Here is a 25,326-nt window from a genome sequence, read left to right as displayed (position 1 = left end):
GACGGAGAGGATCCATACAAAAGGGGGCCGCCGACTCGGAAGAGTCGGCAGCCCCCTTTTGTATATAGGTCCTTCATGAGCATCCGCAGCAGGCGAACGCGAAAAAGCCCCGCACCGTGACCCGTCTAAACGGATCTGGTGCGGGGCTTTCCCCTAAAATTTGTTCGGCGGCGTCCTACTCTCCCACAGGGTCCCCCCTGCAGTACCATCGGCGCTGAAAGGCTTAGCTTCCGGGTTCGGAATGTAACCGGGCGTTTCCCTAACGCTATGACCACCGAAACACTATGAAGTTGAACTCGACCGGCACACACCCAGAGGGCATGCGGGAGTTCATTGCTTCAGAACAAACACAGTGGACGCGAGCAACTGAGGACAAGCCCTCGGCCTATTAGTACCAGTCAGCTCCACCCGTTACCGGGCTTCCACATCTGGCCTATCAACCCAGTCGTCTGCTGGGAGCCTTACCCTCTCAAGGAGGTGGGAACACTCATCTCGAAGCAGGCTTCCCGCTTAGATGCTTTCAGCGGTTATCCTTTCCGAACGTAGCCAACCAGCCATGCCCTTGGCAGGACAACTGGCACACCAGAGGTTCGTCCGTCCCGGTCCTCTCGTACTAGGGACAGCCCTTCTCAATGTTCCTGCGCGCGCAGCGGATAGGGACCGAACTGTCTCACGACGTTCTAAACCCAGCTCGCGTACCGCTTTAATGGGCGAACAGCCCAACCCTTGGGACCGACTCCAGCCCCAGGATGCGACGAGCCGACATCGAGGTGCCAAACCATCCCGTCGATATGGACTCTTGGGGAAGATCAGCCTGTTATCCCCGGGGTACCTTTTATCCGTTGAGCGACGGCGCTTCCACAAGCCACCGCCGGATCACTAGTCCCGACTTTCGTCCCTGCTCGACCCGTCGGTCTCACAGTCAAGCTCCCTTGTGCACTTACACTCAACACCTGATTGCCAACCAGGCTGAGGGAACCTTTGGGCGCCTCCGTTACTCTTTAGGAGGCAACCGCCCCAGTTAAACTACCCATCAGACACTGTCCCTGATCCGGATCACGGACCGAGGTTAGACATCCAGCACGACCAGAGTGGTATTTCAACGACGACTCCACAACCACTGGCGTGGCCGCTTCAAAGTCTCCCACCTATCCTACACAAGCCGAACCGAACACCAATATCAAACTGTAGTAAAGGTCCCGGGGTCTTTCCGTCCTGCTGCGCGAAACGAGCATCTTTACTCGTAGTGCAATTTCACCGGGCCTATGGTTGAGACAGTCGAGAAGTCGTTACGCCATTCGTGCAGGTCGGAACTTACCCGACAAGGAATTTCGCTACCTTAGGATGGTTATAGTTACCACCGCCGTTTACTGGCGCTTAAGTTCTCAGCTTCGCAACCCCGAAAGGTCACTAACCGGTCCCCTTAACGTTCCAGCACCGGGCAGGCGTCAGTCCGTATACATCGCCTTACGGCTTCGCACGGACCTGTGTTTTTAGTAAACAGTCGCTTCTCGCTGGTCTCTGCGGCCACCCCCAGCTCAGAGAGTAAATCTCATCACCGGTGATGGCCCCCCTTCTCCCGAAGTTACGGGGGCATTTTGCCGAGTTCCTTAACCATAGTTCACCCGAACGCCTCGGTATTCTCTACCTGACCACCTGAGTCGGTTTAGGGTACGGGCCGCCATGAAACTCGCTAGAGGCTTTTCTCGACAGCATAGGATCATCCACTTCACCACAATCGGCTCGGCATCAGGTCTCACCCTTATATGTCATCCGGATTTGCCTAGATGACGGGCTACACCCTTACCCCGGGACAACCACCGCCCGGGTTGGACTACCTTCCTGCGTCACCCCATCGCTTACCTACTACCACCTTGGGTCGGCGGCTCCACCACTCCCCTCAACTCCGAAGAGATCAGGGCGGCTTCACGGCCTTAGCATTAATGGGCTCGGTATTGGGCGTTTCAAAGCGGGTACCGGAATATCAACCGGTTGTCCATCGACTACGCCTGTCGGCCTCGCCTTAGGTCCCGACTTACCCTGGGCAGATCAGCTTGACCCAGGAACCCTTAGTCAATCGGCGCACACGTTTCTCACGTGTGTATCGCTACTCATGCCTGCATTCTCACTCGTGAACCGTCCACCACTAGCTTCCGCTGCAGCTTCACCCGGCACACGACGCTCCCCTACCCATCCCAGCCCCCGTTGGGGGTATGTGCTGGAATGACACGACTTCGGCGGTACGCTTGAGCCCCGCTACATTGTCGGCGCGGAATCACTTGACCAGTGAGCTATTACGCACTCTTTCAAGGGTGGCTGCTTCTAAGCCAACCTCCTGGTTGTCTCTGCGACTCCACATCCTTTCCCACTTAGCGTACGCTTAGGGGCCTTAGTCGATGCTCTGGGCTGTTTCCCTCTCGACCATGGAGCTTATCCCCCACAGTCTCACTGCCGTGCTCTCACTTACCGGCATTCGGAGTTTGGCTAAGGTCAGTAACCCGGTAGGGCCCATCGCCTATCCAGTGCTCTACCTCCGGCAAGAAACACACGACGCTGCACCTAAATGCATTTCGGGGAGAACCAGCTATCACGGAGTTTGATTGGCCTTTCACCCCTAACCACAGGTCATCCCCCAGGTTTTCAACCCTGGTGGGTTCGGTCCTCCACGACCTCTTACAGCCGCTTCAACCTGCCCATGGCTAGATCACTCCGCTTCGGGTCTAGAGCGTGCAACTCAATCGCCCTATTCGGACTCGCTTTCGCTACGGCTTCCCCACACGGGTTAACCTCGCTACACACCGCTAACTCGCAGGCTCATTCTTCAAAAGGCACGCAGTCACGACTGTATGTGCAAGCACACACAGCGACGCTCCCACGGCTTGTAGGCACACGGTTTCAGGTACTATTTCACTCCGCTCCCGCGGTACTTTTCACCATTCCCTCACGGTACTATCCGCTATCGGTCACCAGGGAATATTTAGGCTTAGCGGGTGGTCCCGCCAGATTCACACGGGATTTCTCGGGCCCCGTGCTACTTGGGTGTCTCTCAAACGAGCCGTTGATGTTTCAGCTACGGGGGTCTTACCCTCTACGCCGGACCTTTCGCATGTCCTTCGCCTACATCAACGGTTTCTGACTCGCCTCACAGCCGGCAGACTGTGAAAGAGAGATCCCACAACCCCGCATGCGCAACCCCTGCCGGGTATCACACGCATACGGTTTGGCCTCATCCGGTTTCGCTCGCCACTACTCCCGGAATCACGGTTGTTTTCTCTTCCTGAGGGTACTGAGATGTTTCACTTCCCCTCGTTCCCTCCACATACCCTATGTGTTCAGGTATGGGTGACAGCCCATGACGACTGCCGGGTTTCCCCATTCGGAAACCCCCGGATCAAAGCCTGGTTGACGGCTCCCCGGGGACTATCGTGGCCTCCCACGTCCTTCATCGGTTCCTGGTGCCAAGGCATCCACCGTGCGCCCTTAAAAACTTGGCCACAGATGCTCGCGTCCACTGTGCAGTTCTCAAACAACGACCAACCACCCATCACCCCCACCATTCAGTGGAGTTCACTGGGGCCGGCGACCGAAGACCAGGCGGTTAAGCCCGTACCTTCAGATACCCAACAGCGTGCCCGGCCCGATCCTCCCTGGTTCACGTTCCACGCCGAAGCAGTACTAGTGACCTTGAAGAATCGTGCCGAATAGTCAACGTTCCACCCATGAGCTGACCGTGCAGAACATTTGTCTGCAGACGGTGCTGTGCTCCTTAGAAAGGAGGTGATCCAGCCGCACCTTCCGGTACGGCTACCTTGTTACGACTTCGTCCCAATCGCCAGTCCCACCTTCGACAGCTCCCTCCCACAAGGGGTTGGGCCACCGGCTTCGGGTGTTACCGACTTTCGTGACGTGACGGGCGGTGTGTACAAGGCCCGGGAACGTATTCACCGCAGCAATGCTGATCTGCGATTACTAGCAACTCCGACTTCATGGGGTCGAGTTGCAGACCCCAATCCGAACTGAGACCGGCTTTTTGAGATTCGCTCCGCCTCGCGGCATCGCAGCTCTTTGTACCGGCCATTGTAGCACGTGTGCAGCCCAAGACATAAGGGGCATGATGACTTGACGTCGTCCCCACCTTCCTCCGAGTTGACCCCGGCAGTCTCCTGTGAGTCCCCATCACCCCGAAGGGCATGCTGGCAACACAGAACAAGGGTTGCGCTCGTTGCGGGACTTAACCCAACATCTCACGACACGAGCTGACGACAGCCATGCACCACCTGTATACCGACCACAAGGGGGCGACTATCTCTAGCCGTTTCCGGTATATGTCAAGCCTTGGTAAGGTTCTTCGCGTTGCGTCGAATTAAGCCACATGCTCCGCTGCTTGTGCGGGCCCCCGTCAATTCCTTTGAGTTTTAGCCTTGCGGCCGTACTCCCCAGGCGGGGAACTTAATGCGTTAGCTGCGGCACCGACGACGTGGAATGTCGCCAACACCTAGTTCCCAACGTTTACGGCGTGGACTACCAGGGTATCTAATCCTGTTCGCTCCCCACGCTTTCGCTCCTCAGCGTCAGTAATGGCCCAGAGATCCGCCTTCGCCACCGGTGTTCCTCCTGATATCTGCGCATTTCACCGCTACACCAGGAATTCCGATCTCCCCTACCACACTCTAGCTAGCCCGTATCGAATGCAGACCCGGGGTTAAGCCCCGGGCTTTCACATCCGACGTGACAAGCCGCCTACGAGCTCTTTACGCCCAATAATTCCGGACAACGCTTGCGCCCTACGTATTACCGCGGCTGCTGGCACGTAGTTAGCCGGCGCTTCTTCTGCAGGTACCGTCACTTTCGCTTCTTCCCTGCTGAAAGAGGTTTACAACCCGAAGGCCGTCATCCCTCACGCGGCGTCGCTGCATCAGGCTTTCGCCCATTGTGCAATATTCCCCACTGCTGCCTCCCGTAGGAGTCTGGGCCGTGTCTCAGTCCCAGTGTGGCCGGTCGCCCTCTCAGGCCGGCTACCCGTCGTCGCCTTGGTAGGCCATTACCCCACCAACAAGCTGATAGGCCGCGGGCTCATCCTTCACCGCCGGAGCTTTTAACCCCTCAAGATGCCCTGAGGAGTGTTATCCGGTATTAGACCCCGTTTCCAGGGCTTGTCCCAGAGTGAAGGGCAGATTGCCCACGTGTTACTCACCCGTTCGCCACTAATCCACCCCGAAGGGCTTCATCGTTCGACTTGCATGTGTTAAGCACGCCGCCAGCGTTCGTCCTGAGCCAGGATCAAACTCTCCATGAATGTTTACCCGTAATCGGGTGCACACATCACGTAAGAGCGGGACGGAACCACCGGAATAAGGCGGCCCGTCCACAGCGTCCTCGCTGTGTAATTGCCTGCCCACCACAAGGGCGTGCAGGACTTTTCAAAGGAACCTCGTCCCACCGAAGTGGAGACGGGGTTGTCAATCTGGCGTTGACTTTTGGCACGCTGTTGAGTTCTCAAGGAACGGACGCTTCCTTTGTACTCACCCTCTCGGGCTTTCCTCCGGGCGCTTCCCTTCGGTATTTCGTGTTTCCGACTCTATCAGACTCTTTCGTGTCCGATTCCCCGTCGAATTGGGGTTCGCCTTGAGTTCTTCGCTTTCGCGTTTTTCTTTTCGGCGATTCCGACTCTATCAGAAGCATTTCCGCCGACCGAATCGGCTTCACTGGCTTCGAATAATCAATCGAAATGGCTCATCACGGGAAAGGTTATTTCCGGTGAGAGCGAGAGAGATGTTAGTCAGCGTCCCCGAACTTGTCCAGTTCAGGCAACCGTTTGAATCTACCTCCCCACGCGAACCGTGTCAACGATTTTTGTGGGCGAAGAGGACAGTAGCAGGTCAGAGGGCGCGCCCGCACATCACGCGGCCGTGGGGAGTTCGGCGCTGCGGGCGGCCTCCTCGACGTCGCCGAGCTCGCCCGCACGGACGGCTCGGCCTCCGAGGACGTATACGTACACGAGGAAGGCCGCCTCGGCGGCGACGCCCAAAGTGATGCGGGCCCAGGTCGGCAGGCCGGAGGGGGTGACGAAGCCTTCGATGAGGCCGGAGACGAACAGGACCAGGGCCAGGCCGATGGCCATGCCCACGGCCGCGCGGCCCCGCTCGGCGAGCGCCGCACGGCGGGTGCGCGGGCCCGGGTCGATGACGGTCCACCCGAGGCGCATGCCCGTACCGGCGGCGACGAACACCGCGGTCAGCTCCAGGAGGCCGTGCGGAAGAATCAGGCCGAGGAAGGTGTCGAGGCGGCCGGCCGAGGACATGAGGCCGATGCCCACGCCCAGGTTGAGCATGTTGAGGAAGAGGATCCACAGGACCGGGATGCCGAGGAACGCGCCCAGGACGAGGCACATGGCTGCCGCCTGGGCGTTGTTCGTCCATACCTGTGCGGCAAAGGAGCCGGCCGGGTGGCTCGAGTAGTACGTCTCGTACTCGCCGCCCGGTCTGGTCATCTGACGCAGCGCGTCGGGGGCGGCGATGGAGGACTGCACCTCGGGGTGCGCGCCGATCCACCAGCCGATGACCACAGCGACCGCGACCGATATCAGGGCTGCGGGTATCCACCACCGTCGCGAGCGGTAGACCGCCGCGGGGAAGCCCTCCGTAAAGAAGCGTGCGGCATCGCGCCAGGTCGCGCGGCGGGTGCCGGTGACGGTGGAGCGCGCGCGGGCGACCAGCTGCGTCAGGCGGGTCGTGAGGAGGGGGTCCGGGGCGGTGGACTGGATGAGGGAGAGGTGGGTGGAGGTGCGCTGGTAGAGCGTGACGAGTTCGTCCACTTCGGCGCCCGTGAGGCGGCGGCTTCGGTGCAGGAGGTGTTCGAGGCGGTCCCACTCCGCGTGGTGGGCGGTCACGAAGACGTCGAGGTCCATGTTCTGCTGCTGCTCCAGGCACTGGGTGCGGACGGTCCGTACTACTGCGGCGCGCTGCGGGTCAGCTTGGCAGACTGGGGGCTCTAAGGGGTGTGGAAGGTCGTCGTCTGCGGAGGGTGGGGTATCGGTGAGCGCGCTGGTCACGGGAGATGCGGTCGTACTGGGGCTGCGGCCCGCGCGGTTGCCGAGTCGGGCGATGGCGTTGGTGATCGACCTGGCGGTGGTGTGGGCGGCGTATATAGCGATCTCGCTGGTGATGTTGTTCGCCACCGCCTCCATGGATTCCGCCGCGCGGGCCGCGATCGCTGTGGCCTTGTTCCTGTTGGTGCTGGTGGGGGCGCCGATCGCGGTCGAGACGCTGAGCCACGGGCGGTCCCTGGGCAAGCTCGCCTGCGGGCTCCGGGTCGTGCGGGACGACGGCGGGCCGATCCGGTTCCGGCACGCGCTGATGCGTGGGGCCATGGCGGTCGTCGAGATCCTGATGACCTTCGGTGTCGTGGCGTGCGTCGCTTCGCTCGTTTCCGAGCGGGGGCGGCGGATCGGTGACGTGTTCGCGGGGACGCTGGTCGTGCGCGAGCGGGTCTCGTCGGGGTCGGCCGGGGCTGTTCCGCCTCCGCCTCCGTGGCTGGTGGGACGTTTCGCCTCATTGGACCTCTCGCGGGTGCCCGACGAGCTGTGGCTTGCGGTGCGGCAGTACCTGATGCGTATGCGACAGCTCGATCCGCAGGTCGGCTGGACGATGGCGACGCGGCTCGCCGAGGACTTGTCGGCCCGTACCGGGGCGCCGCGCCCCGACGGGGTGCAGCCGGCCGCGTACCTGGCCGCCGTGGTGAGCGAGCGGCAGGCTCGGGATGCGCGCCGGGCGTTCGCCGGGCGGGGGGTTGTCGCCGGTGGCGGGAGGGCGGGAGTTCCCGTTTCGGTCTACGGTCCCGCTTCGGCTTCGGCTTCGGCCCCGGCTTCGGGTTTTGGGGTGAGCGCGCCGACGGGTGGCCCGGGGGTTCCCTCCGGGTACGTGGCTTCGGGTGCGGCGCCGGGCTGGACGCCGGCGCCTGGCCTCTCAGGGCCTGCCCCTGCGCCGGGTTGGGCTCCGGCTCACACCCCGGGCGGCGTTTCGGCTCCGGCAACGGCTCCCGCTCCCGCTCCGGGCGGCTCTCCGGCTGACGCTTCCGTCGAGGGGGCGGTTGCTGCGTCCGCCTCAACTCCGCTTGCTGGGGCGGCGGGTGCGCAGGCGCCGGGTGTCGAGGGAGCGGGCCGGGCTGGGGAGCCGACCCGTTCGACGGGGTTCGCGCCGCCTGCTTAGCGGTCGCGGGTTGGCTCGCGCGTGGATGCGATGGAGCGGGGGCTGGCGTGGCTCAGGGGACCATCGCAGGCTGGGAGGTTTGCCGTCGGCAGGGTGGGGCGGCGGATGTCATTGTTCCGGCCACCCCGAGACCGGCCCCGAAGTCGGGTTCCAGTGAAGGGCGTTGGTGCTGCTCGACCCGGACGTGGGTGCGGGCCGCGTGCGCAGATCGGCTCGTGGTGCGATCGAGGGGAGTCGGGTTGCGCTGACGCGGCGCTCTGTCGAGCTGGAGCAGCTTTCGCGCGCCGCCGGGCCGGTGTGTCTCGTGCGTCGAGCGACCTCGGGTGGGTGGCGCGCCTCAACTGCCCTATGTCGAGCGGTTGTACGGCGTCCGCCACGCCGTCGCGGGGTCAGGGCGTGGGGAACGTCGAGGGCGGGGATTCCAGGGCTTCCAACTCGATCCCGGGCGCCGCGAGCACGACGTCTCCGGCGATGTGGACGGTGTGCTGTTCGCCCGTGTCCAGGGCGTTGACCTGGTATTCGTCCACGATCAGGGGGCCATTGTCAGTGGCGTGCGCTTCACTTTTCATCAGGGCCCAGGACTGGTCGATCGTCCGGGGGGCGAGGACCGGGTCCGTGAAGAGGACGAGGCGGACGCGCGTCGTCGGGGACTGGGGGGTGAGCCGCAACAGACGGGAGGTGGCGACGAGGAACGAGGGGGAGCCGGCCGCGAAGGCATGAGCGCCGACATTGCCTTCGGTGGCGTGAACCCCGGACGGGTCCGTACGGACCCAGGTGACGCCGTCGAGCGCGGCGCCTCGCACCTGCCAGCCGCCGGCATGGAGTTCGAGGCGGATGGGGCGGCCGAGTTCGTCGAGTGCGAGATCTACGGAGCCCGTCTGGTCTCCGGAGGGAGTGATGAGCTGGGAGACGTAGCGCCAGCCGGAGGGGCCGGGCGCGCAGTGGAAGTGTTCTTCGCCGAGAGGGGTGTGGTCGTGGGGATCGTGAAGCGAATAACGGCCGCGGGGCATGGGGTCTTGAGGTCCTCGGGAGTCGGGCGCTGACTCGGTGGGTCGGTGGCGCTGGTGGTGGTGTTGGTGGCAGTAGCAGGAGCGGTCGGTACGAGCAGGCCCCCGGCACGGGGGTGCGGGGGCCTGCTCCTATGCCGGCGGGCTGCTCGCCTCCTGCGGGCGTTGCGGGACCCGATGGCCTGATGGCTCGTCTCCCCGCGCCCCGGCCCAGTGGGTCGTAGCCCGATGGCCGGTGCAGATGCCGCTGCCGCTGCCGCTAAGCATCCGGACAACGGGTGGCCTCGAAGCGTCCGACACCCTGTGCTGGCCGAGCGACCCATCGCCACCGGGTCCCCGTCCAGGCGGTGCCTGCAGGCATCGGCCAGAACCCGTACCCAGGCTGGGACTGCAAACACCACCCCGGATCCGCACCCGGGCCGGGACTGCGAGTACCGGCTCGGATCCTGCATCGGATCTGGGCTGCAGACACCGGCCCGAGTCCTCGCCTGGCCCTGGGCCACAGGAACCCGCTCGAATCCCTGACCCGACCGGGACCACAGTCACTGCAGAGCGCCCTGTCCGGATGGGACTGCAGGCCCGGCCGGAGCTCTACCGGACAGGCCTGCAAGCACCGGGGACTGCGGGCACCGGCTCCGCCCCCACCCGGGCGGGGTGGAGGGGAGGGTGGCTGCGGTCTGCCCGGAAGGCCTGGATGGCCTGGGGTCGGTCAGTAGCGGTAGTGGTCCGGCTTGTACGGGCCTTCGACCTCGACGCCGATGTACGCCGCCTGCTCCGGGCGGAGCTCGGTCAGCTTCACGCCGAGCGACGCCAGGTGGAGGCGGGCGACCTTCTCGTCGAGGTGCTTGGGCAGCACGTACACGTCGGTGGGGTACTCGGACGGCTTGGTGAACAGCTCGATCTGGGCCAGGGTCTGGTCCGCGAAGGAGTTCGACATGACGAAGGAGGGGTGACCCGTCGCGTTGCCGAGGTTCAGCAGACGGCCCTCGGACAGGACGATCAGGACCTTGCCGTCGGCGTGCGTCCAGGTGTGCACCTGGGGCTTGACCTCGTCCTTGACGATGCCCGGGATCTTGGCCAGGCCGGCCATGTCGATCTCGTTGTCGAAGTGGCCGATGTTCCCGACGATCGCCTGGTGCTTCATCTTGGCCATGTCGGCGGCCATGATGATGTCCTTGTTGCCGGTCGTGGTGATGAAGATGTCGGCCTTGTCGACGACCTCGTCCAGGGTCGTGACCTGGTAGCCGTCCATCGCCGCCTGAAGCGCGCAGATCGGGTCGATCTCGGTGATGATCACCCGCGCACCCTGGCCGCGCAGGGACTCGGCGCAGCCCTTGCCGACGTCGCCGTAGCCGCAGACGACCGCGGTCTTGCCGCCGATGAGGACGTCGGTGGCGCGGTTGATGCCGTCGATGAGGGAGTGGCGGCAGCCGTACTTGTTGTCGAACTTCGACTTCGTCACGGCGTCGTTCACGTTGATCGCCGGGAAGAGGAGGTCGCCGTCGCGCATCATCTCGTAGAGACGGTGGACGCCGGTGGTGGTCTCCTCCGTCACGCCGCGGATCTCCGAGGCGAGCTGGGTCCACTTCTGGGGGTTCTCACCCAGGGTGCGGTTCAGCAGGGTGAGGATGTGGGCGTACTCCTCGGAGTCCGCCGTCGAGGGGTCCGGGGCCGCGCCGGCCTTCTCGAACTCGACGCCCTTGTGTACCAGGAGGGTGGCGTCGCCGCCGTCGTCCAGGATCATGTTCGGGCCGCCGGTGGGGGTGTTCGGCCAGGTCAGCGCCTGCTCCGTGCACCACCAGTACTCTTCGAGCGTCTCGCCCTTCCAGGCGTAGACCGGGACGCCGGCGGGGGCGTCCGGGGTGCCGTTCGGGCCCACGGCGATGGCCGCGGCGGCGTGGTCCTGGGTGGAGAAGATGTTGCAGGAGGCCCAGCGGACGTCGGCGCCGAGGGCGACCAGAGTCTCGATCAGGACGGCGGTCTGCACGGTCATGTGCAGGGAGCCGGTGATGCGGGCGCCGGCCAGCGGCTGCGTGGCGGCGTACTCCTTGCGGATCGACATCAGGCCGGGCATCTCGTGCTCGGCGAGGGTGATCTCCTTGCGGCCGAAGGCGGCGAGGGAGAGGTCGGCGACCTTGAAGTCCTGGCCGGCGCCGGTGGCGTCAGTCGTCATGGTGAGCTGCTCCTCGTTGATGGGGTGTCGAGGGTGGGTACGGCTGGTCTGCGGGCGGCGGCAGGCATGAAGGTGCCCGAACGCGCTCGCAGCGCAGTCCGTCGGAGGCCCTCTCTCCCTCGGCCGGACCCGCAGGGGTTACCGACCGACCGCCATCAGCAGCGACGTCTGGCTCTGGTCACGAATCTACACCGATCGGCCCAGTGGGCCCCAGCGTCCCCGGTGAAAGGCTTGACCTGTTCGGTGCCGCGGCACGCCCCGGCTCGGCTCGCCCCGGCTTCCCGATGGGCGTGGCGTGCCGCGACGGGTCCCGGCTCCGGAGGCGGGGCGAGGCGGCTGGGGATTCAGCGGTCGTGCGGGGGGGTGCGCTGCCATCATCCGGCGGGCTTCCTCGCGCACGCCCTCGTCGCTGTCAGCGGCCAGTGCTCGGATCTGCTCGACGAAGGCGTCGCTGCCGGGTTCGCCGCACCGCCCGCGAGGGTCGCCGTCGAGTTCGGCGGACGGTTGGTCAGCCACATCCTGAACGCCGGGCACGTCGCCAGTGGCGGCCAGGTCCGAAGCCGGAGCCGGAGCCGGCCGTGGCGACGTCCGGCGCGGCCGGGCCCCCGGCCGCGCCGGAGCGGCGGGTCTCAGCGGCCGCCCGGGGTGGCGGCCGGGTCGGGGCCGGCTGCGGCTTCCTCGGCGTTGTAGATGTCCGGTTCGAGGTAGATGACGCGGGCGATCGGGACGGCCGCGCGGATGCGGGCCTCGGCCGCGTTGATGGCCGTGGCGATCTCCTGGGCGGTGTCGTCGTGCTGCACGGCGATCTTGGCGGCGACCAGGAGTTCCTCGGGGCCGAGATGGAGCGTGCGCATGTGGATGACGGAGGTCACCTCGGAGCCGGCCACGATCGCGGCCTGGATCTTCTCCACCTCTTCCGTGCCCGCCGACTCCCCGAGCAGCAGCGACTTGGTCTCCGCGGCGAGGATGAGGGCGATCAGGATGAGCAGGATGCCGATGCACAGCGTGCCGATGCCGTCCCAGACGCCGTTGTCCGTGAGCAGGGCGAGGCCGACGCCGAAGAGGGCGAGGACCAGGCCGATCAGGGCGCCGAAGTCCTCCAGGAGGACGACGGGGAGTTCGGGTGCCTTGGCGCGGCGGATGAACTCCTTCCAGGAGAGCCGGCCCCTGGTGACGTTGGACTCCTTGATCGCCGTACGGAACGAGTAGCCCTCCGCGATGATCGCGAAGACCAGGACGCCGACGGGCCAGTACCAGGCCTCGATGGCGTGCGGGTGCTTGATCTTCTCGTAGCCCTCGTAGACCGCGAACATGCCGCCCACCGAGAACAGCACGATCGAGACGAGGAACGCGTAGATGTAGCGCTCGCGCCCGTAGCCGAAGGGGTGTTGGGGTGTCGCCTCGCGCTTGGCCTTCTTGCCGCCGAGCAGCAGCAGGCCCTGGTTGCCCGAGTCGGCGAGCGAGTGGACGCTCTCCGCGAGCATCGACGACGAACCGCTGAACAGGAACGCCACGAACTTCGCCACCGCGATGGCGAGGTTGGCGCTCAGTGCCGCCACGATGGCCTTGGTTCCGCCTGACGCGCTCATGGAGGTGCCGTCTTCCCTTCGTCGGTTGCCATCGGCGGGGGCCGGCCGATGGCAGGACCCCGCAAGCGGCACATTGTTACATCAGGCGACGACGGTGGCACGGAACACCGTTCCCGTACCGGACAGTTCGGACTTTTCTTCCGCGGGAACGAAGACGGCCGCACCCGGGGCGAGCGTCAGCTCCCCCAGCGAGGGGCTGCCCGCCGTGCAGAGGACGATCTGCGGGGTCGGGGCAGTCAGCCGGGTGGGGGCCGCGCCGTCGGCCCGTACGAAACGGGAGAGGCGGAACTCGTCGGCCGGGGTCTCGTACAGCTCCTCCCCCGTCACCGACGCCTCGGGGCGCAGCACCCCGGGGTCGGTCGGCTCGAACCGTACGACTTCGAGCAGTTCGGGGACGTCGACGTGCTTGGGGGTCAGACCGCAGCGCAGCACGTTGTCGGAGTTGGCCATGATCTCCACGCCCAGGCCGCCGAGGTAGGCGTGCGGCACTCCGGCGCCGAGGAAGAGGGCTTCGCCGGGCTGGAGTTGGACGTGGTTGAGGAGCATCGCCGCGATGACGCCGGGGTCGCCGGGGTAGTGGTGGGCGAGCGAGGCGTACGCGGCGTAGTGCGCTCCCCCGAGCCGTGCGCAGGCGGCGGCCGTCTCGGCGACCGTGGCCGCCATCTCCGCGCGGTCGGCGGTCAGGACGGCGGTGAGGACCTCGCGGAGGGCGGCCTCGACGGGGTGGGCGCCGAGCAGGTCGACGTACGGCTTGAGGGAGTCGACCTCCAGGGCGGCCAGGATCCGTGCGGCGTCCTCGGGGGTGCGGAAGCCGCACAGGCCCTCGAACGGCGTGAGCGCGCAGAGCAGTTCGGGCTTGTGGTTGCTGTCCTTGTAGTTGCGGTGCGGTGCGTCGAGGGGGATGCCGGCCCGCTCCTCGGCGTCGTACCCCTCCTTCGCGCGGGTCAGGTCGGGGTGGACCTGGAGCGAGAGGGGGGCGTCGGCGGCGAGCAGCTTGAGGAGGAAGGGCAGGCGGGGGCCGAACCGGGCCACCGACGCGCGGCCCAGTTCACCCGCCGGGTCCCCCGCGATCACGTCTGACAACGATGTCGCTCCTGCGCCCCGGTCGAGCCGGGAAGGCGCCATGGGGTGGGCGCCCATCCACATCTCGGCCTGCGGTTCGCCGGTGGGCTCGGTACCGAGGAGCGCCGGGATGAGGGTGGTGGAGCCCCAGGCGTAGGGACGGATGGTGTTGGTGAGACGGTCCATGGGTCCTGTGTTCTCTGTCGGCCGCCGGGTGCGGACTCCGGCCGGGCGTGCGGGGAGGGTCGGGCGTACGGGGAGGGTCGGGCGTACGGGGAGGGTCGGGCGTACGGGACCGGTACGTGATCGGGCGTACCGGTGAGGTGTACGGGTCAGTGGTGACGGAGCGGGCTCAGGGGTCAGGTGGACGCGATCGTCAGGTAGACGGTCGCGAAGTCGGCGATGGCGAGGAGTTCGGCGAGGCATTCGAGCTCGCTGCCCTCCTCGGGTTCGAGTTCGCTGATCGGGGCGTCGTGGCTCAGGGCGAGTTCGCGGGCGGCGGGGGCGGCGGAGAGCCCGCCGGTCGGCCGGTCGCGCAGGAGGACGACCCGGGCGTGCAGCCGCTCGGGCTCGTCGACGCGGTCGCGGAAGAAGTCGTCGGGGTCGGCGCCGGCCGCGAGCGAGCCGGCGAGCAGGACGCCGTGGGCGGGCAGCGCCTCGGGGAGCGCGGCGGCGAGCGCGGGGTGGCCCGACAGCTCGCTGAGTACGGCGGCGAACCGGCGCCCGGCGGGGGCCGCGGCCACGCCCTCGGTCCAGATGAGCGGGAGGGATTCCGCGAGCTCGGATGCGAGGGTCTTGGCGGGGTTGCTGTAGGTCGCGATGGCGGGGCCGCAGCGCTCGGCGGTGCGGTCGAGGCGGGCGGCGACCTTCTCGATGATCTCGGGAGGCGCGCTGAGCAGGCCGACCCGGTCGAGCAGCGCGAGCAGCGGGGTGAACAGGGACCACAGGGCGCCGGGGCTCGCGGCGGACATCTCCGCCTCGTCGGGCTCGAAGGGGCCCGCGGCCATCGGGACGACGAGGCCGTGCACGCCGTCGACGGCCTCCGCGAGCGGGGAGCGCTGGGGGGCGACCGCGACGACGTTGCAGCCCCTGCGGTACGCCTGCTCGGCGAGGAGGGCGAGGCCGGGCTCGGAACCGTCGGTGGTGGTGATGAGCAGCAGGTCGACGGAGCCGGCCCAGCCGGGCAGGGTCCAGCGTAGGGCGCCCGCGGCGGGTGCGACGCCGCTCGACTCCAGGCGGGTGACCGGCGCGGAGGCGCCCGCGAGCGCCGTGATCAGGTCGGCGACACCGGCGGCTGCGGTGCCGGGGCCCGCGATCAGCACGGAGCGGGGGCGGCCCTCCGGTTTCAGCTCGGCGATGCCGGCCTCCTGCGCGTGCCGGGCCGCGGTACGGACGCGGGCGCCCGCCTCCGCGGCGCCGCGCAGGAGTCCGCGGCGGTCCGCCCTGGCGAGGGCTTCCGGTGCGTCGAGCAGCGACTCGTCGAGCATGGGGTCGGCCTCCGGCTCTACTGGGACGGGTTACCGGGACTTGGGGCGCTGGATGCTCGCGTCCCGGTTACGCGGGGCGGCGGGCCTCGTCCACGAGGAGGACCGGGATGCCGTCGCGCACGGGGTAGGCGAGAGCGCAGTCCTTGCCGGTGCAGATCAGCTCGGGCTCGTCCGCCGAAGTGGCGTCGGTGAGCGGGGCGTGGCACGCCGGGCAGGCGAGGATCTGGAGGAGGCCGGCTTCGAGCGGCATGAGATTCCCTTCGGCGTACGTGCTGTGCTTCGCGTGCGGTTCCGTGCGGCCGCACACGGGCGCGCACGGGTGGGGCCTGGTCAGCCTACCGCCGGGGTGGACGGGGTGCGTGCCTGCGGAGGGGGCTCCCGTGACGCCTTTCGGCGAGGGGGGTGGGGGCGGTGCCTGCGCGGGGCGGGGCGGGGGGGGTGAGCCGGGAGTGGGCTGACGTCCGGGGGGCCGAGCGGGGTGGGGGCCGGGGCGGCCTCGTGCGAGCGGGCGCCGAGGGCGGGTCGGGCGCGAGGCGGCCCTGTGCGGGGCCGGGTGCCGGGCGAGCCAGGCGTCCGGGCGTTGCGGGCCGGCCGGGAGCCGGGCGGCCTCGTGCGAGCCGGGCGCCATACGGCCTGAGCGCGGGCTGGCCGGGGGACCGCGCGTACCCGGCGGAGCGCGGGCCGGGGAGGGATGTACCCGCCGCCGTGCGGGCCGGGGCGGGGCGTACCCGCCGCCGTGCGGGCCGGGGGCGGGCCAGCCCTGTCCAGGGAGGAGCGGGCGGGGTGGGCCGGCCTTGTGCGGGAGGAGCGGGCCGGGTCGGGCCTGTCCAGGGAGGAGCTGCCGGGGTGGACCGGCCTTGTGCGGAAGGAGCGGGCCGGGGTGGACCGGCCTTGTGCGCGAGGAGCGGGCCGGGGCGGGCGTGCTCCGTGCGGGCCGGGAGGGGCGTACCCGCCGCCGCGTGGGCCGGGGCCGGGCCAGCCCTGTCCAGGGAGGAGCTGCCGGGGTGGACCGGCCTTGTGCAGAAGGAGCGGGCCGGGGCGGGCGTGCTCCGTGCGGGCCGGGGCCGCCTCCTGGCCGCGGGGCAGCCGCCGCGCCCTCGTGCTCGGGGGTGTCGAGAGCGGGCGTCTCAGCAATCCGCCCTCACCCGCGGCACCGGAGCAGGCACCGTACTGGGCCGCCCCGTACCGCCGAGCCCCGTGCCGCCGAGCCCCGCGGCGCCGGGAGCAGCCGCCTCGACGACTCGCCCCCGGGCCACCGAGCCCCGCCGCACCCGAGCAGCAACCTCCCCCGGAGCCCCGCCGCACCCGAACGGCAGCCTCCCCCGCGCCACCGAGCCCCGCCGCACCCGAAAAGCAACCTCCCCGCGCCGGAGGCGCTACGCGCGGACGAGGGACAGGACCTCGTCGCGTACCTTCGCCATCGTCGCGGCGTCGCGCGCCTCGACGTTCAGGCGGAGCAGCGGCTCGGTGTTGGAGGCGCGCAGGTTGAACCACCAGTCCTCGGCCGTGACGGTCAGGCCGTCGAGCTCGTCCAGGTCGAGGCCCGCCTGGCCTTCGTACGCGGCGCGGACCGCTGCCGCGCGGGCCGTCTGGTCGTCGACCGTGGAGTTGATCTCGCCGGATGCGGCGTAGCGGTCGTACTGGGCGACGAGCGCGGAGAGCGTGCCCTCCTGGCCGCCGAGCGCCGCCAGGACGTGGAGCGCGGCGAGCATGCCGGTGTCCGCGTTCCAGAAGTCGGCGAAGTAGTAGTGCGCGGAGTGCTCGCCGCCGAAGATCGCTCCCGTGGCCGCCATCTCCTGCTTGATGAAGGAGTGGCCGACCCGGGTGCGGACGGGGGTGCCGCCGTTCTCGCGGACGACCTCGGGGACGGACCACGAGGTGATGAGGTTGTGGATCACGGTGCCGCCGGGGTGGCGGGCGAGCTCGCGGGCCGCGACCAGGGCGGTGATCGCGGAGGGCGCCACGGGCTCGCCGCGCTCGTCGACGACGAAGCAGCGGTCGGCGTCGCCGTCGAAGGCGAGGCCGAGGTCGGCGCCCTCGGCGATGACGCGGGCCTGGAGGTCCACGATGTTGGCCGGGTCGAGCGGGTTGGCCTCGTGGTTGGGGAAGGTCCCGTCGAGCTCGAAGTACATCGGGACCAGGTCGAGCGGCAGCCCGTCGAACACGGTGGGCACGGTGTGCCCGCCCATGCCGTTGCCCGCGTCGACCACGACCTTCAGGGGGCGGATGGCGCTGAGGTCGACGAGGGCCTTGAGGTGGGCCGCGTAATCCGTCAACGTGTCGCGCTCGGTGATCGTGCCCGCCTTCGGCGCGACGGCCGGGGCGCCCTGCTCGGACCACTGCTCGACCAAGGCGCGGATCTCGGCGAGGCCGGTGTCCTGGCCGACCGGGGCGGCGCCCTTGCGGCACATCTTGATGCCGTTGTACTGGGCCGGGTTGTGCGAGGCGGTGAACATCGCGCCGGGCAGGTCGAGGGCGCCGGACGCGTAGTACAGCTGGTCGGTGGAGCACAGGCCGATGAGCGTGACATCGGCACCCAGGGCGGCCGCGCCGCGCGCGAAGGCCCCCGAGAGGCCGGGCGACGAGGGCCGCATGTCGTGGCCCACGACGATGGCGTCGGCCTGCGTCACGGTGACGAACGCGGCGCCGAACAGCTCGGCGAGCGACTCGTCCCACTGATCCGGCACCACTCCGCGGACGTCGTACGCCTTCACGATCTGCGACAGATCAGCAGCCACGGCCCAACCTTCCCTGATGTCGTCGCCGATGCCCTCCGCGGGGCACCGGCCGGGCTCCCAAACTACCCGCCACCACCTCGCTGCCGAACACAGCTTCGGTGGACTTCAGGGGTCGGGAGACTCAACTTCGCCAACTCGGCCGCACGGCCGGTGGGATTCAGGATTCGGGCGAGCGCAGGACGCGCAGGTGGCCTCGGCGGCCCACCTCGACCGGGTCCGCCGAGCGCGTGCCGCCGGCTCCCGCGGCGCGCTCCTGCGGACGGGCCGCTTCCCGTACCGCGTTGGCAAGCGCTTCCAGATCGTCGCCGCTGGGGCGGGCCGGAGCGGAGCCGTCGGTCAGGCGGACGACCTCCCAGCCGCGGGGCGCGGTCAGGCGCTCGCTGTGCTCGGCGCACAGGTCGTAGCAGTGGGGTTCGGCGTAGGTGGCGAGCGGACCGAGGACTGCGGTCGAGTCCGCGTAGACGTACGTCAGCGTCGCGACGGCAGGGCGACCGCACGCGGTGCGCGAACAGCGACGTACAGGGCTCACGACGTTGGACGGTACCGCACTCTTGACCGGGCCGCGACGACTCTCCACCAGCTCACTCCACCGTGTCGCGCTGTGAGCTCGGGCACAGGAGCTCTGGAGCAACTGCGCTGACCTGCAAAGGAACAGGGGGTCGCGGGCGGTGACCGGCCTTCTGGCGGGCGCCACTTGGGAACGATTCGGTCAAAGTAGGTGAAATCCCTAGCCTCGGGCGCGCCGGCAACCGCTCTCACGCGCGACCGGAACGGTCATCCCGCGACATGGCGCATCCCGGGCCGTCGCCGCGATCGCAACCCGCCCCGGAGGGCTACGCTGCGTCAGTGATGGACAGCTCCCACTCAGCCGAAGGTACGGGCGAAGGCACCGCCGAAGGGACCGGCGAGGGTACGGGCACCCGCTCGGGTCCTCGGCGCCGCGACCGGCACGGCCGTGGCATGCGCGGACCCGTGGCGCCGCCCCAGGTGCCGCTCTCGGTCAGCAGGGCGGAGACCTTCCGCGATCTCGTGCTCGACTCGGTGGAGCGCCTTGAGCGCCGCTGGCCGCAGCTCCAGGAGGTGGAGTTCCTGGTCACCGACGTACCGTTCAAGGAATCCCCCGGCGCGGCGAGCGACGACGGGGACTCGGCGGCCTGGAGCGACGAGGCGGTGCCGCTGGGCCGCGCCGTGGCCGCGGGCAAGGACCGGCCGGCCCGGATCCTGGTCTATCGCAGGCCGGTCGAGATCCGCACCAAGAACCGGGACGAGCGGGCCATGCTGGTCCACGAGGTCGTGGTCGAGCAGGTCGCCGAACTCCTGGGCCTCGCCCCGGAGTCGGTCGATCCCCGGTACGGGCAGGAATGACCGGCCGGTTCCGGCCCCCGCGGCGCTACTTCCCGAGGACCGTGAGGTCCTGGGACGCGGCCGGCACGGCGACCGTGCCCTTGTCGTCGGTCAGCGTCTGCACCGTGAACATCGGCACGCCGTCCTGGGTGACGGCGAGCGTGCGCGAGGCGTAGACCGGGCCGCCGTTCGGATCGGGCTCCACCGTCAGCGCGTACGAACCCTTGAGGCCGGCCGGGACCGGCGGGTCGACGGCGAGCGTGGTGCCCGCCTTCACGGTGTACGTCTTCGTCTGCGGCTCGCCGCCCTCGGTGCCCGCGGAGGAGGTGACCTTCACCGTGGCGTCCTTGGTGCCCGGCGCCGTCAGGGCGAGGGTGGACGCCTTGTCCCGGTTGTCGGTGACCGTGGCGCGGGTGCCGACCGGCCCCGCGGCCGGGATGAAGGCGATCTCCTGCTTGTCGCCGGTGCCGCGGACCACCCGGAGCGCCGCGACGACCGGAGTGCCACCGTCCGCATCTGGGGTGAGAACCAGGGAACCCGCCTCGCCCCTCGTGACGTTCTTCAGATCAAAGGACGCCGTCATCCCCGACTTCACGTGCACGGTGTCGAGTTCCGCAGGAGCGAAGCTGCCCCCTTTGCTCGCCAGCTTGACCTTGAGGTCCGCGTCGTCGGCGCCCTTGGCGTGCACGATCAGGCGCACGTCGGTGGCGTCACCCGGGATGCCCGGGAACACCTGGGAGACGGCCGGGTCCGCCGAGGCGGGCAGCCAGTCCGCGCCCGCCTTCGCGTCCGTGGCCTGGACCACCGCGCCGACCCGCCCCGCCCGGGTGGTGACGTGCACCGTCAGATCGTCGGCCACCGTGCCGGTCAACGTGGAGAGGAGTACGGGAACGCTCGACCTGGCGGGGATCGTGATGCCCTCGCCGATGTCGGCCTTGACGGGGCCGTCCTTGCCGAAGAGGTCGATGTCGGCGACGGCCGCGGTGTCGTCCGGGTTGGTCAGGTGGACGTAGTCCTGGCGGTCCTTGGCCGTGGAGGCGCCGGGGAACCAGAAGTCGGCGTCCGGCGCGGTGCAGTTGGTGCCGAGCAGGGCGCGTCCGACACCGCCGGTGATCTGCGTGGTCTGCTGGGCGGCCCAGCCGGGGGCGAGGAGCCCGTCGGCGGAGCCGGTGAGCGCGGGAGCGTCGGCGCCGGACGCGGTGGCGGCGACCGGCTTGCCCGGCTCCTTCAGGGTGAGGACGGGCTTGTCGGACGCCGGCTTGCCGGACGTCTTCTTGCCCTTGCCGTCCTTGCCCGGGTCGGGGGACGAGGTGTCACCGCCGTCGGCGGGCGCCGGCACCGCGGGGGTCAGCACCGCCGTGCCCGGCTTGCCCTGGGCTCCGCCCTGCGCGGCGCCCTTGGGGGTGATCGCGGTGTATGTCGTTTGGGCGAGATCGGAGTTGCTGGGCGCGGGGCAGAGCAGGCTGGAGCGCTCGACGGGCAGCCGCGCCGCGGCCTTGGCGCCGGTGTCCGCCGAGCCGGCGGGCGCGGTGAGCGACGCGAAGCCGGTCAGCGCGGCGAGGGCGACCGCCCCCGCGGCGAGGGAGAGGGTGGTGCGCTTCACTGCTGGCTCCCGTCGGGGCGGTGCGGCTGCTGCTCGGGCTGCTCGGGCGGATATCCGTAGCCGTACGGGTCGTACGGGCCGTCCTGCGGCCGGTGGGGCGCGGGCGGCTGCTGGTAGGGGTCGTAGGGCGGCTGCCCCGCCCCCGCACCGAACTGCCCGTCGCCGAAGGAGCCTTCGCCGAACTGCCCGTCGCCGTAGGGCCCTTCGGGGTACTGCCCCTCGGGGTACTGCCCCTCGCCGGTCCCGCCGTCGGCGTACCGGCCCTGGTCGAACGAGCCGTCCGCACCCGGCACTTGGGGGTCCGAGCCGTCCTGGTAGGGCCGGCCGGGGTAGGGCTGCTGCTCCGGGTAGCCCTGGCCGGGATAGGCGTCCTGGACGTACTGCCCGTCCGGGTACTGGCCCTGCGCGGGCTGCCCGTCCGGGTACTGGTTCTGCGCGGGCTGGCCTTCGGGGTATTCGGGGTACGGCTGGTAGCCGCCGTACTGCTGCTGGTACGGGTCGTACTGCTGTTGCGCCTGCTCGTCGTGGTGGGCGGCGTCGGCCGGGGCGGTGGTGGCGTACTGCGCCGCGTCCCACTCCCCGTACGCCGGCTGCTGCGGCACGTCCGCCTGGCCGGGCGGCTCGTCGGCCGGGGTCTCGGGGTCGGCGTCGGCCTGCGCGCGGAGCCTGCGGGCCCGGCGGCCCTCGCCCGCGACGGGCTGCGCGGGCACGGGGGCCGCCGCCGCCTCCGCCTCGGGCAGGTCGTCGTCGACGCGGCGGCGCCGGCCCGGCAGGGCGAGCACCAGGAGGACGACGGCGAGCGCGGCCTGGACCCAGATCCACAGGGTGTGGAGGATCGGGGCGTCGTAGGTGACGTCGAGCCGGCCCGCGTCGGCGGGGAGTTCGAAGCCCTGGGCCCAGCCGTCGACGGTGGTCCGCTTGAGCGCCTTGCCGTCGAGCGTCGCGGTCCAGCCGGGGGCGGCCTTGTCGGCGATGCGCAGGACACGGCCCGCGTCGCCGGCCGGGATCTTGGTGTGGAGCTCTACGGGGTCGGCGGCGACCGGCAGGCTCTCGCCGCCCTTCGCCGGCACGATCACGGCGCGGGCGACCTGGCGGTCCACCCGCCACAGCGCGCTGCCGTCGAGCTGGCTGAGCCGGCTGAGGCCGGGCGTCGAGTCCAGGGTGCGGGCGAAGGAGCGGGGGGCGCCGTCGCGCACCAGCACGTAGCGCACGGCGAACCCGCTGAGCTGGCTCGACTGGTCGGCGCCGGAGCCCGCGACGAGGTTGGAGACGACCTTGCCGAGCCGGGTGTCGTCGCCGCCGGACGCGGCGAGTTCGGCGTCGCCTAGCTGTCCGCCCGAGCCCCGTACCAGTGTGTACGCGACCTTGGCGGGCGAGGTGCCGCCGAGGACGAGGGTGCGGGCCTGGTCGCGGGTGCCGCTCTCCTCGGCGACGAACGCCGGGACCTGCGCCGGGTCGCGCCGCTCCAGCGGGCCGTCGGCGCCGCCGATCATCCAGTGCGCGGCGGAGTAGACGGGGCCGAGCACGGCGACGAGGGCGATCAGGGCGGCGACCGGCTGGCGCCAGCCGAAGCCGTGGCCGGCGACGCGGGTGCGGCCGTACTCGGCGCCGAGCCCGGCGGCGGCGAGCAGCGCGAGCCCGTACACGAGGGTCGCGGGGCCCGCCCAGCCGCTGCGGTTGGACAGGGCCGCGAAGAGGAACCCGGTGAGCGCGACCACCCAGGCGGCGCGGATCGCGAAGGTGCGCTCCGAGCGCAGCAGGGCGGCGAGCGCACCGCCGACGAGCCCGATGAGCACAAGACCGCCGACCGTCTTCGGCCCGCCGGGACTGGCCCCGAGCAGGTCGAGGGCCCCGGCCGAGCCGTTGCCGTAGGCGAGGCCGGCCTCCTTGAAGAAGCCGGACGGGCCGGTGAGCAGGCTCAGCGACCAGGGCGCGAGCATCAGCAGCGGAGTGCCGACGGCGGCCAGGAAGCGCACTCCGTACGCCGTGAGGTCGGTGCGGCGCAGCGCGAGCACCCCGAGGCCGAGCAGCACCGCGAGGGGCCACACGATCGGGGTGAACGCCATGGCGACGGTCAGGAGCAGCGCGTACGTCCAGGTGGCGCGCCAGCTGCCGCGGGCGCCGTCGCCGCGGAACCCGGCGGCGGAGGCGCCGGCCCGCGCGATGAGCGGCAGCAGGAAGGCGAGGACGGCGGTGCCGACCCGGCCGGCGGCGAGGGCGCCGGTGGCGGCGGGCAGGAAGGCGTAGGCGATGGCCGCCCAGGAGCGCAGCTGGCGCGAGGCGATGAGGGGTCGGGCCGCGAAGTAGGCGGTGAGCCCGGCCAGCGGGACCGAGCAGACGAGGATCAGGGTCAGCGCGAAGCCGGTGGAGCCGAAGCAGAGCGCGGACAGGGTGGCGATGATCGCGAGGTAGGGCGGCGCGGTCTGGGTGCCGCCGACGCCGATGGGGTGCCAGGCGTCCGCGTAGCGGTCCCACAGGGCGCCGGCGTGGTCGGGCGCGGGGAGCAGGGCGCCGCCCATGAGGGAGCCGCCGCCGAGCAGGTTGCGGCAGGCGACGAGGGAAACGATGAGGAGCAGTGCGAAGAGGACCGGCGCGGGTTTGCCGGCGATCTTCTTGAGGCGCGCGAACTGCTCGATCTCCAGGAAGTCGGCGTCGTCGCCGCCGGGTCCCGATTCGACGGCGCCGTGCCGGGAGCCGCCGGTGTCCTCGGTGCCCGCGCCGAGGCTGGAGGCGACCGATTCGACGGTGGCGCGGATGGTGGCGCCGGGCGGCGGGAAGAGCGGGCGCAGTTCGCTCGCCTCGATGCCGCTCTTGCCGCGCCGCTTGCGGCCCGCGAGGATCCGGCCGGGCCTCAGCAGGGTGCCGAAGAGGCCCATGACCTCGTCGACGGCCTGGCCGGGCACCTTGCCCACGAGGTAGGCGACGGTGCGCAGCAGGGTGCCGATCACGATCCGGAGCACCACGTAAGGGAGCAGCGCGGGACGCGAGTTGACGAGCATGGTGTAGACGGCGCCGGCCTTGTCGACCCGGTGGGGGTTGACGACGGAGCGTCCCGCGCAGTCGACGGTGCGGCGTTCGCGGGCGGCGGCCTCGGCGTGGCGGACGGTGGCGTCGGGGGCGACGAGCACGGTGTGTCCGGCGGCGTGGGCGCGCCAGCACAGGTCGACGTCGTCGCGCATCAGGGGCAGTCTGCGGTCGAAGCCGCCGAGTTCGTCCCACACGTCGCGGCGGATCAGCATGCCCGCCGACGACACCGAGAGGACGGGCCTGACCTGGTCGTGCTGGCCCTGGTCCTGTTCGCGCCGGTCCAGGCCGGTCCAGCGGCGTCCGCTGTGGGCGATGGAGACGCCCACTTCGAGGAGCTGCTTGCGGTCGTACCAGCCGCGGAGCTTGGGTCCGACGATCGCGGCGTGCGCGTTGGAGTCGGCGACGCGGAGCAGTTCGGCGAGCGCGCCGGGGTCGGGCGCGCTGTCGTCGTGGAGCAGCCAGAGCCACTGCACGGGCTCGCCGTGCGGGAGTTCGGGCAGGTCGTAGCTGTCGTCGCGCCAGCTGCGCGAGACGGGGTCCCAGCCGCTGGGGCGCTTGAGGTAGGGCAGGTCCTCGGGGCCGAGCACGGGAGCGGTGCGGGCGGCCTCCTCGACGGCGGCGCCGAAGCCGGTGCGGCGCGCGAGGTGCAGCACGTGGTCGGCGCCGAGCGCCTCGGTGACCAGGCGGGCGGAGTCGTCGGCGCTGCCGGTGTCGGCGGCGTACGCGTTCTGGACGGGGCGTTCCTGGCCCAGGAGTCCGGACAGGACGTCGGGGAGCCAGCGCGCGCCGTCGTGCGCGACGACGACGGCGGTGACGACATGTCGGGGGAACTCGGGTGTCGCGGCCGCCTCGTACGGGGCCGTCGACTGGCTGTGCACGGACATCGAGGTACGGGCCCCTCCGCCCCGGAAGGCTGCTGTGCGGACTGCGGTCGGCGCGGCCGGCGGTGCGAGACGGGCTCTGACGTGACCGGAGTGCCGTGGACAGCGCCCCACACTAACGGCTGCCACACAGACGGTCCGCCGCTCGCGGACGGGGCGCGGGCGACGGACCGTTGATTGTGTACGGAGTTGGGCGGTTTGGGCGCTC

13 protein-coding genes and 3 rRNA genes are annotated in these 25,326 nt (G+C 69.5%); 2 read left to right on the top strand and 14 right to left on the bottom strand.

All coding sequences use genetic code 11. The features are described 5' to 3' along the window. Positions 1-162: 162 nt before the first annotated feature. The 4 genes from rrf to OOJ98_RS02235 form a co-directional block, all read right to left on the bottom strand. Positions 163-279, bottom strand: a 5S ribosomal RNA gene (rrf, locus tag OOJ98_RS02250). An 89-nt stretch (positions 280-368) separates the two neighbouring features. Beyond that, positions 369-3,494: ribosomal RNA gene (locus OOJ98_RS02245) — 23S ribosomal RNA — on the bottom strand. A 276-nt stretch (positions 3,495-3,770) separates the two neighbouring features. Further along, positions 3,771-5,296, bottom strand: a 16S ribosomal RNA gene (locus tag OOJ98_RS02240). The 16S, 23S and 5S rRNA genes sit together here, the layout of an rRNA operon. 603 nt (positions 5,297-5,899) lie before the next feature. Beyond that, complete coding sequence (locus OOJ98_RS02235; RefSeq protein ID WP_267052911.1) at positions 5,900-6,907, bottom strand: stage II sporulation protein M; 1,008 nt, start codon at positions 6,905-6,907, stop codon at positions 5,900-5,902. A 127-nt stretch (positions 6,908-7,034) separates the two neighbouring features. Here OOJ98_RS02235 and OOJ98_RS02230 point away from each other — a divergent pair, with 127 nt between their 5' ends. After that, the gene (locus tag OOJ98_RS02230) at positions 7,035-8,207 is read left to right on the top strand and encodes an RDD family protein (RefSeq protein ID WP_267052910.1); all 1,173 of its coding nucleotides are present in this window, start codon (positions 7,035-7,037) and stop codon (positions 8,205-8,207) included. A 389-nt stretch (positions 8,208-8,596) separates the two neighbouring features. Here the strand turns inward: OOJ98_RS02230 and OOJ98_RS02225 are convergent, their stop codons facing one another. The 8 genes from OOJ98_RS02225 to OOJ98_RS02190 form a co-directional block, all read right to left on the bottom strand. After that, positions 8,597-9,217 (bottom strand): hypothetical protein, encoded by a 621-nt coding sequence (locus OOJ98_RS02225; RefSeq protein ID WP_267052909.1) that lies wholly within the window; start codon positions 9,215-9,217, stop codon positions 8,597-8,599. 706 nt (positions 9,218-9,923) lie between these two features. Continuing rightward, positions 9,924-11,387 (bottom strand): adenosylhomocysteinase, encoded by a 1,464-nt coding sequence (gene ahcY / locus OOJ98_RS02220; RefSeq protein ID WP_267052908.1) that lies wholly within the window; start codon positions 11,385-11,387, stop codon positions 9,924-9,926. A gap of 629 nt (positions 11,388-12,016) precedes the next feature. After that, positions 12,017-12,976: a cation diffusion facilitator family transporter gene (locus OOJ98_RS02215; protein ID WP_267052907.1), complete on the bottom strand. Its 960-nt coding sequence runs from the start codon at positions 12,974-12,976 to the stop codon at positions 12,017-12,019. An 81-nt stretch (positions 12,977-13,057) separates the two neighbouring features. After that, positions 13,058-14,224: a mannose-6-phosphate isomerase, class I gene (gene manA / locus OOJ98_RS02210; RefSeq protein WP_267052906.1), complete on the bottom strand. Its 1,167-nt coding sequence runs from the start codon at positions 14,222-14,224 to the stop codon at positions 13,058-13,060. A gap of 173 nt (positions 14,225-14,397) precedes the next feature. Beyond that, positions 14,398-15,525: an SIS domain-containing protein gene (locus OOJ98_RS02205; protein ID WP_267052905.1), complete on the bottom strand. Its 1,128-nt coding sequence runs from the start codon at positions 15,523-15,525 to the stop codon at positions 14,398-14,400. Positions 15,526-15,592: 67 nt separating this feature from the next. After that, complete coding sequence (locus OOJ98_RS02200) at positions 15,593-15,775, bottom strand: Trm112 family protein (RefSeq protein WP_267052904.1); 183 nt, start codon at positions 15,773-15,775, stop codon at positions 15,593-15,595. Between the two features lie 1,126 nt (positions 15,776-16,901). After that, on the bottom strand, positions 16,902-18,263 hold the full coding sequence (locus OOJ98_RS02195) for a phosphomannomutase/phosphoglucomutase (RefSeq protein WP_267052903.1): 1,362 nt from the start codon (positions 18,261-18,263) through the stop codon (positions 16,902-16,904). A gap of 157 nt (positions 18,264-18,420) precedes the next feature. Next, positions 18,421-18,840, bottom strand: coding sequence for a DUF3499 domain-containing protein (locus tag OOJ98_RS02190; protein WP_267052902.1), 420 nt, complete (start codon positions 18,838-18,840; stop codon positions 18,421-18,423). A 209-nt stretch (positions 18,841-19,049) separates the two neighbouring features. Between OOJ98_RS02190 and OOJ98_RS02185 the strand changes: the two genes are divergently transcribed. Next, complete coding sequence (locus OOJ98_RS02185) at positions 19,050-19,628, top strand: metallopeptidase family protein (RefSeq protein ID WP_267052901.1); 579 nt, start codon at positions 19,050-19,052, stop codon at positions 19,626-19,628. A 25-nt stretch (positions 19,629-19,653) separates the two neighbouring features. Here OOJ98_RS02185 and OOJ98_RS02180 read toward each other — a convergent pair whose 3' ends face one another. Together OOJ98_RS02180 and OOJ98_RS02175 are read right to left on the bottom strand one after the other, a co-directional pair. Then, complete coding sequence (locus OOJ98_RS02180) at positions 19,654-21,210, bottom strand: DUF5719 family protein (protein WP_267052900.1); 1,557 nt, start codon at positions 21,208-21,210, stop codon at positions 19,654-19,656. Next, the gene (locus tag OOJ98_RS02175) at positions 21,207-25,121 is read right to left on the bottom strand and encodes a glycosyltransferase (RefSeq protein ID WP_267052899.1); all 3,915 of its coding nucleotides are present in this window, start codon (positions 25,119-25,121) and stop codon (positions 21,207-21,209) included. Before OOJ98_RS02175 ends, OOJ98_RS02180 begins: the two co-directional genes overlap by 4 nt. Positions 25,122-25,326: the final 205 nt, after the last annotated feature.

The organism is Streptomyces sp. NBC_00083, from assembly GCF_026343295.1.
GTDB lineage: Bacteria > Actinomycetota > Actinomycetes > Streptomycetales > Streptomycetaceae > Streptomyces.
This window is presented reverse-complemented; position numbering and strand designations above follow the sequence as displayed.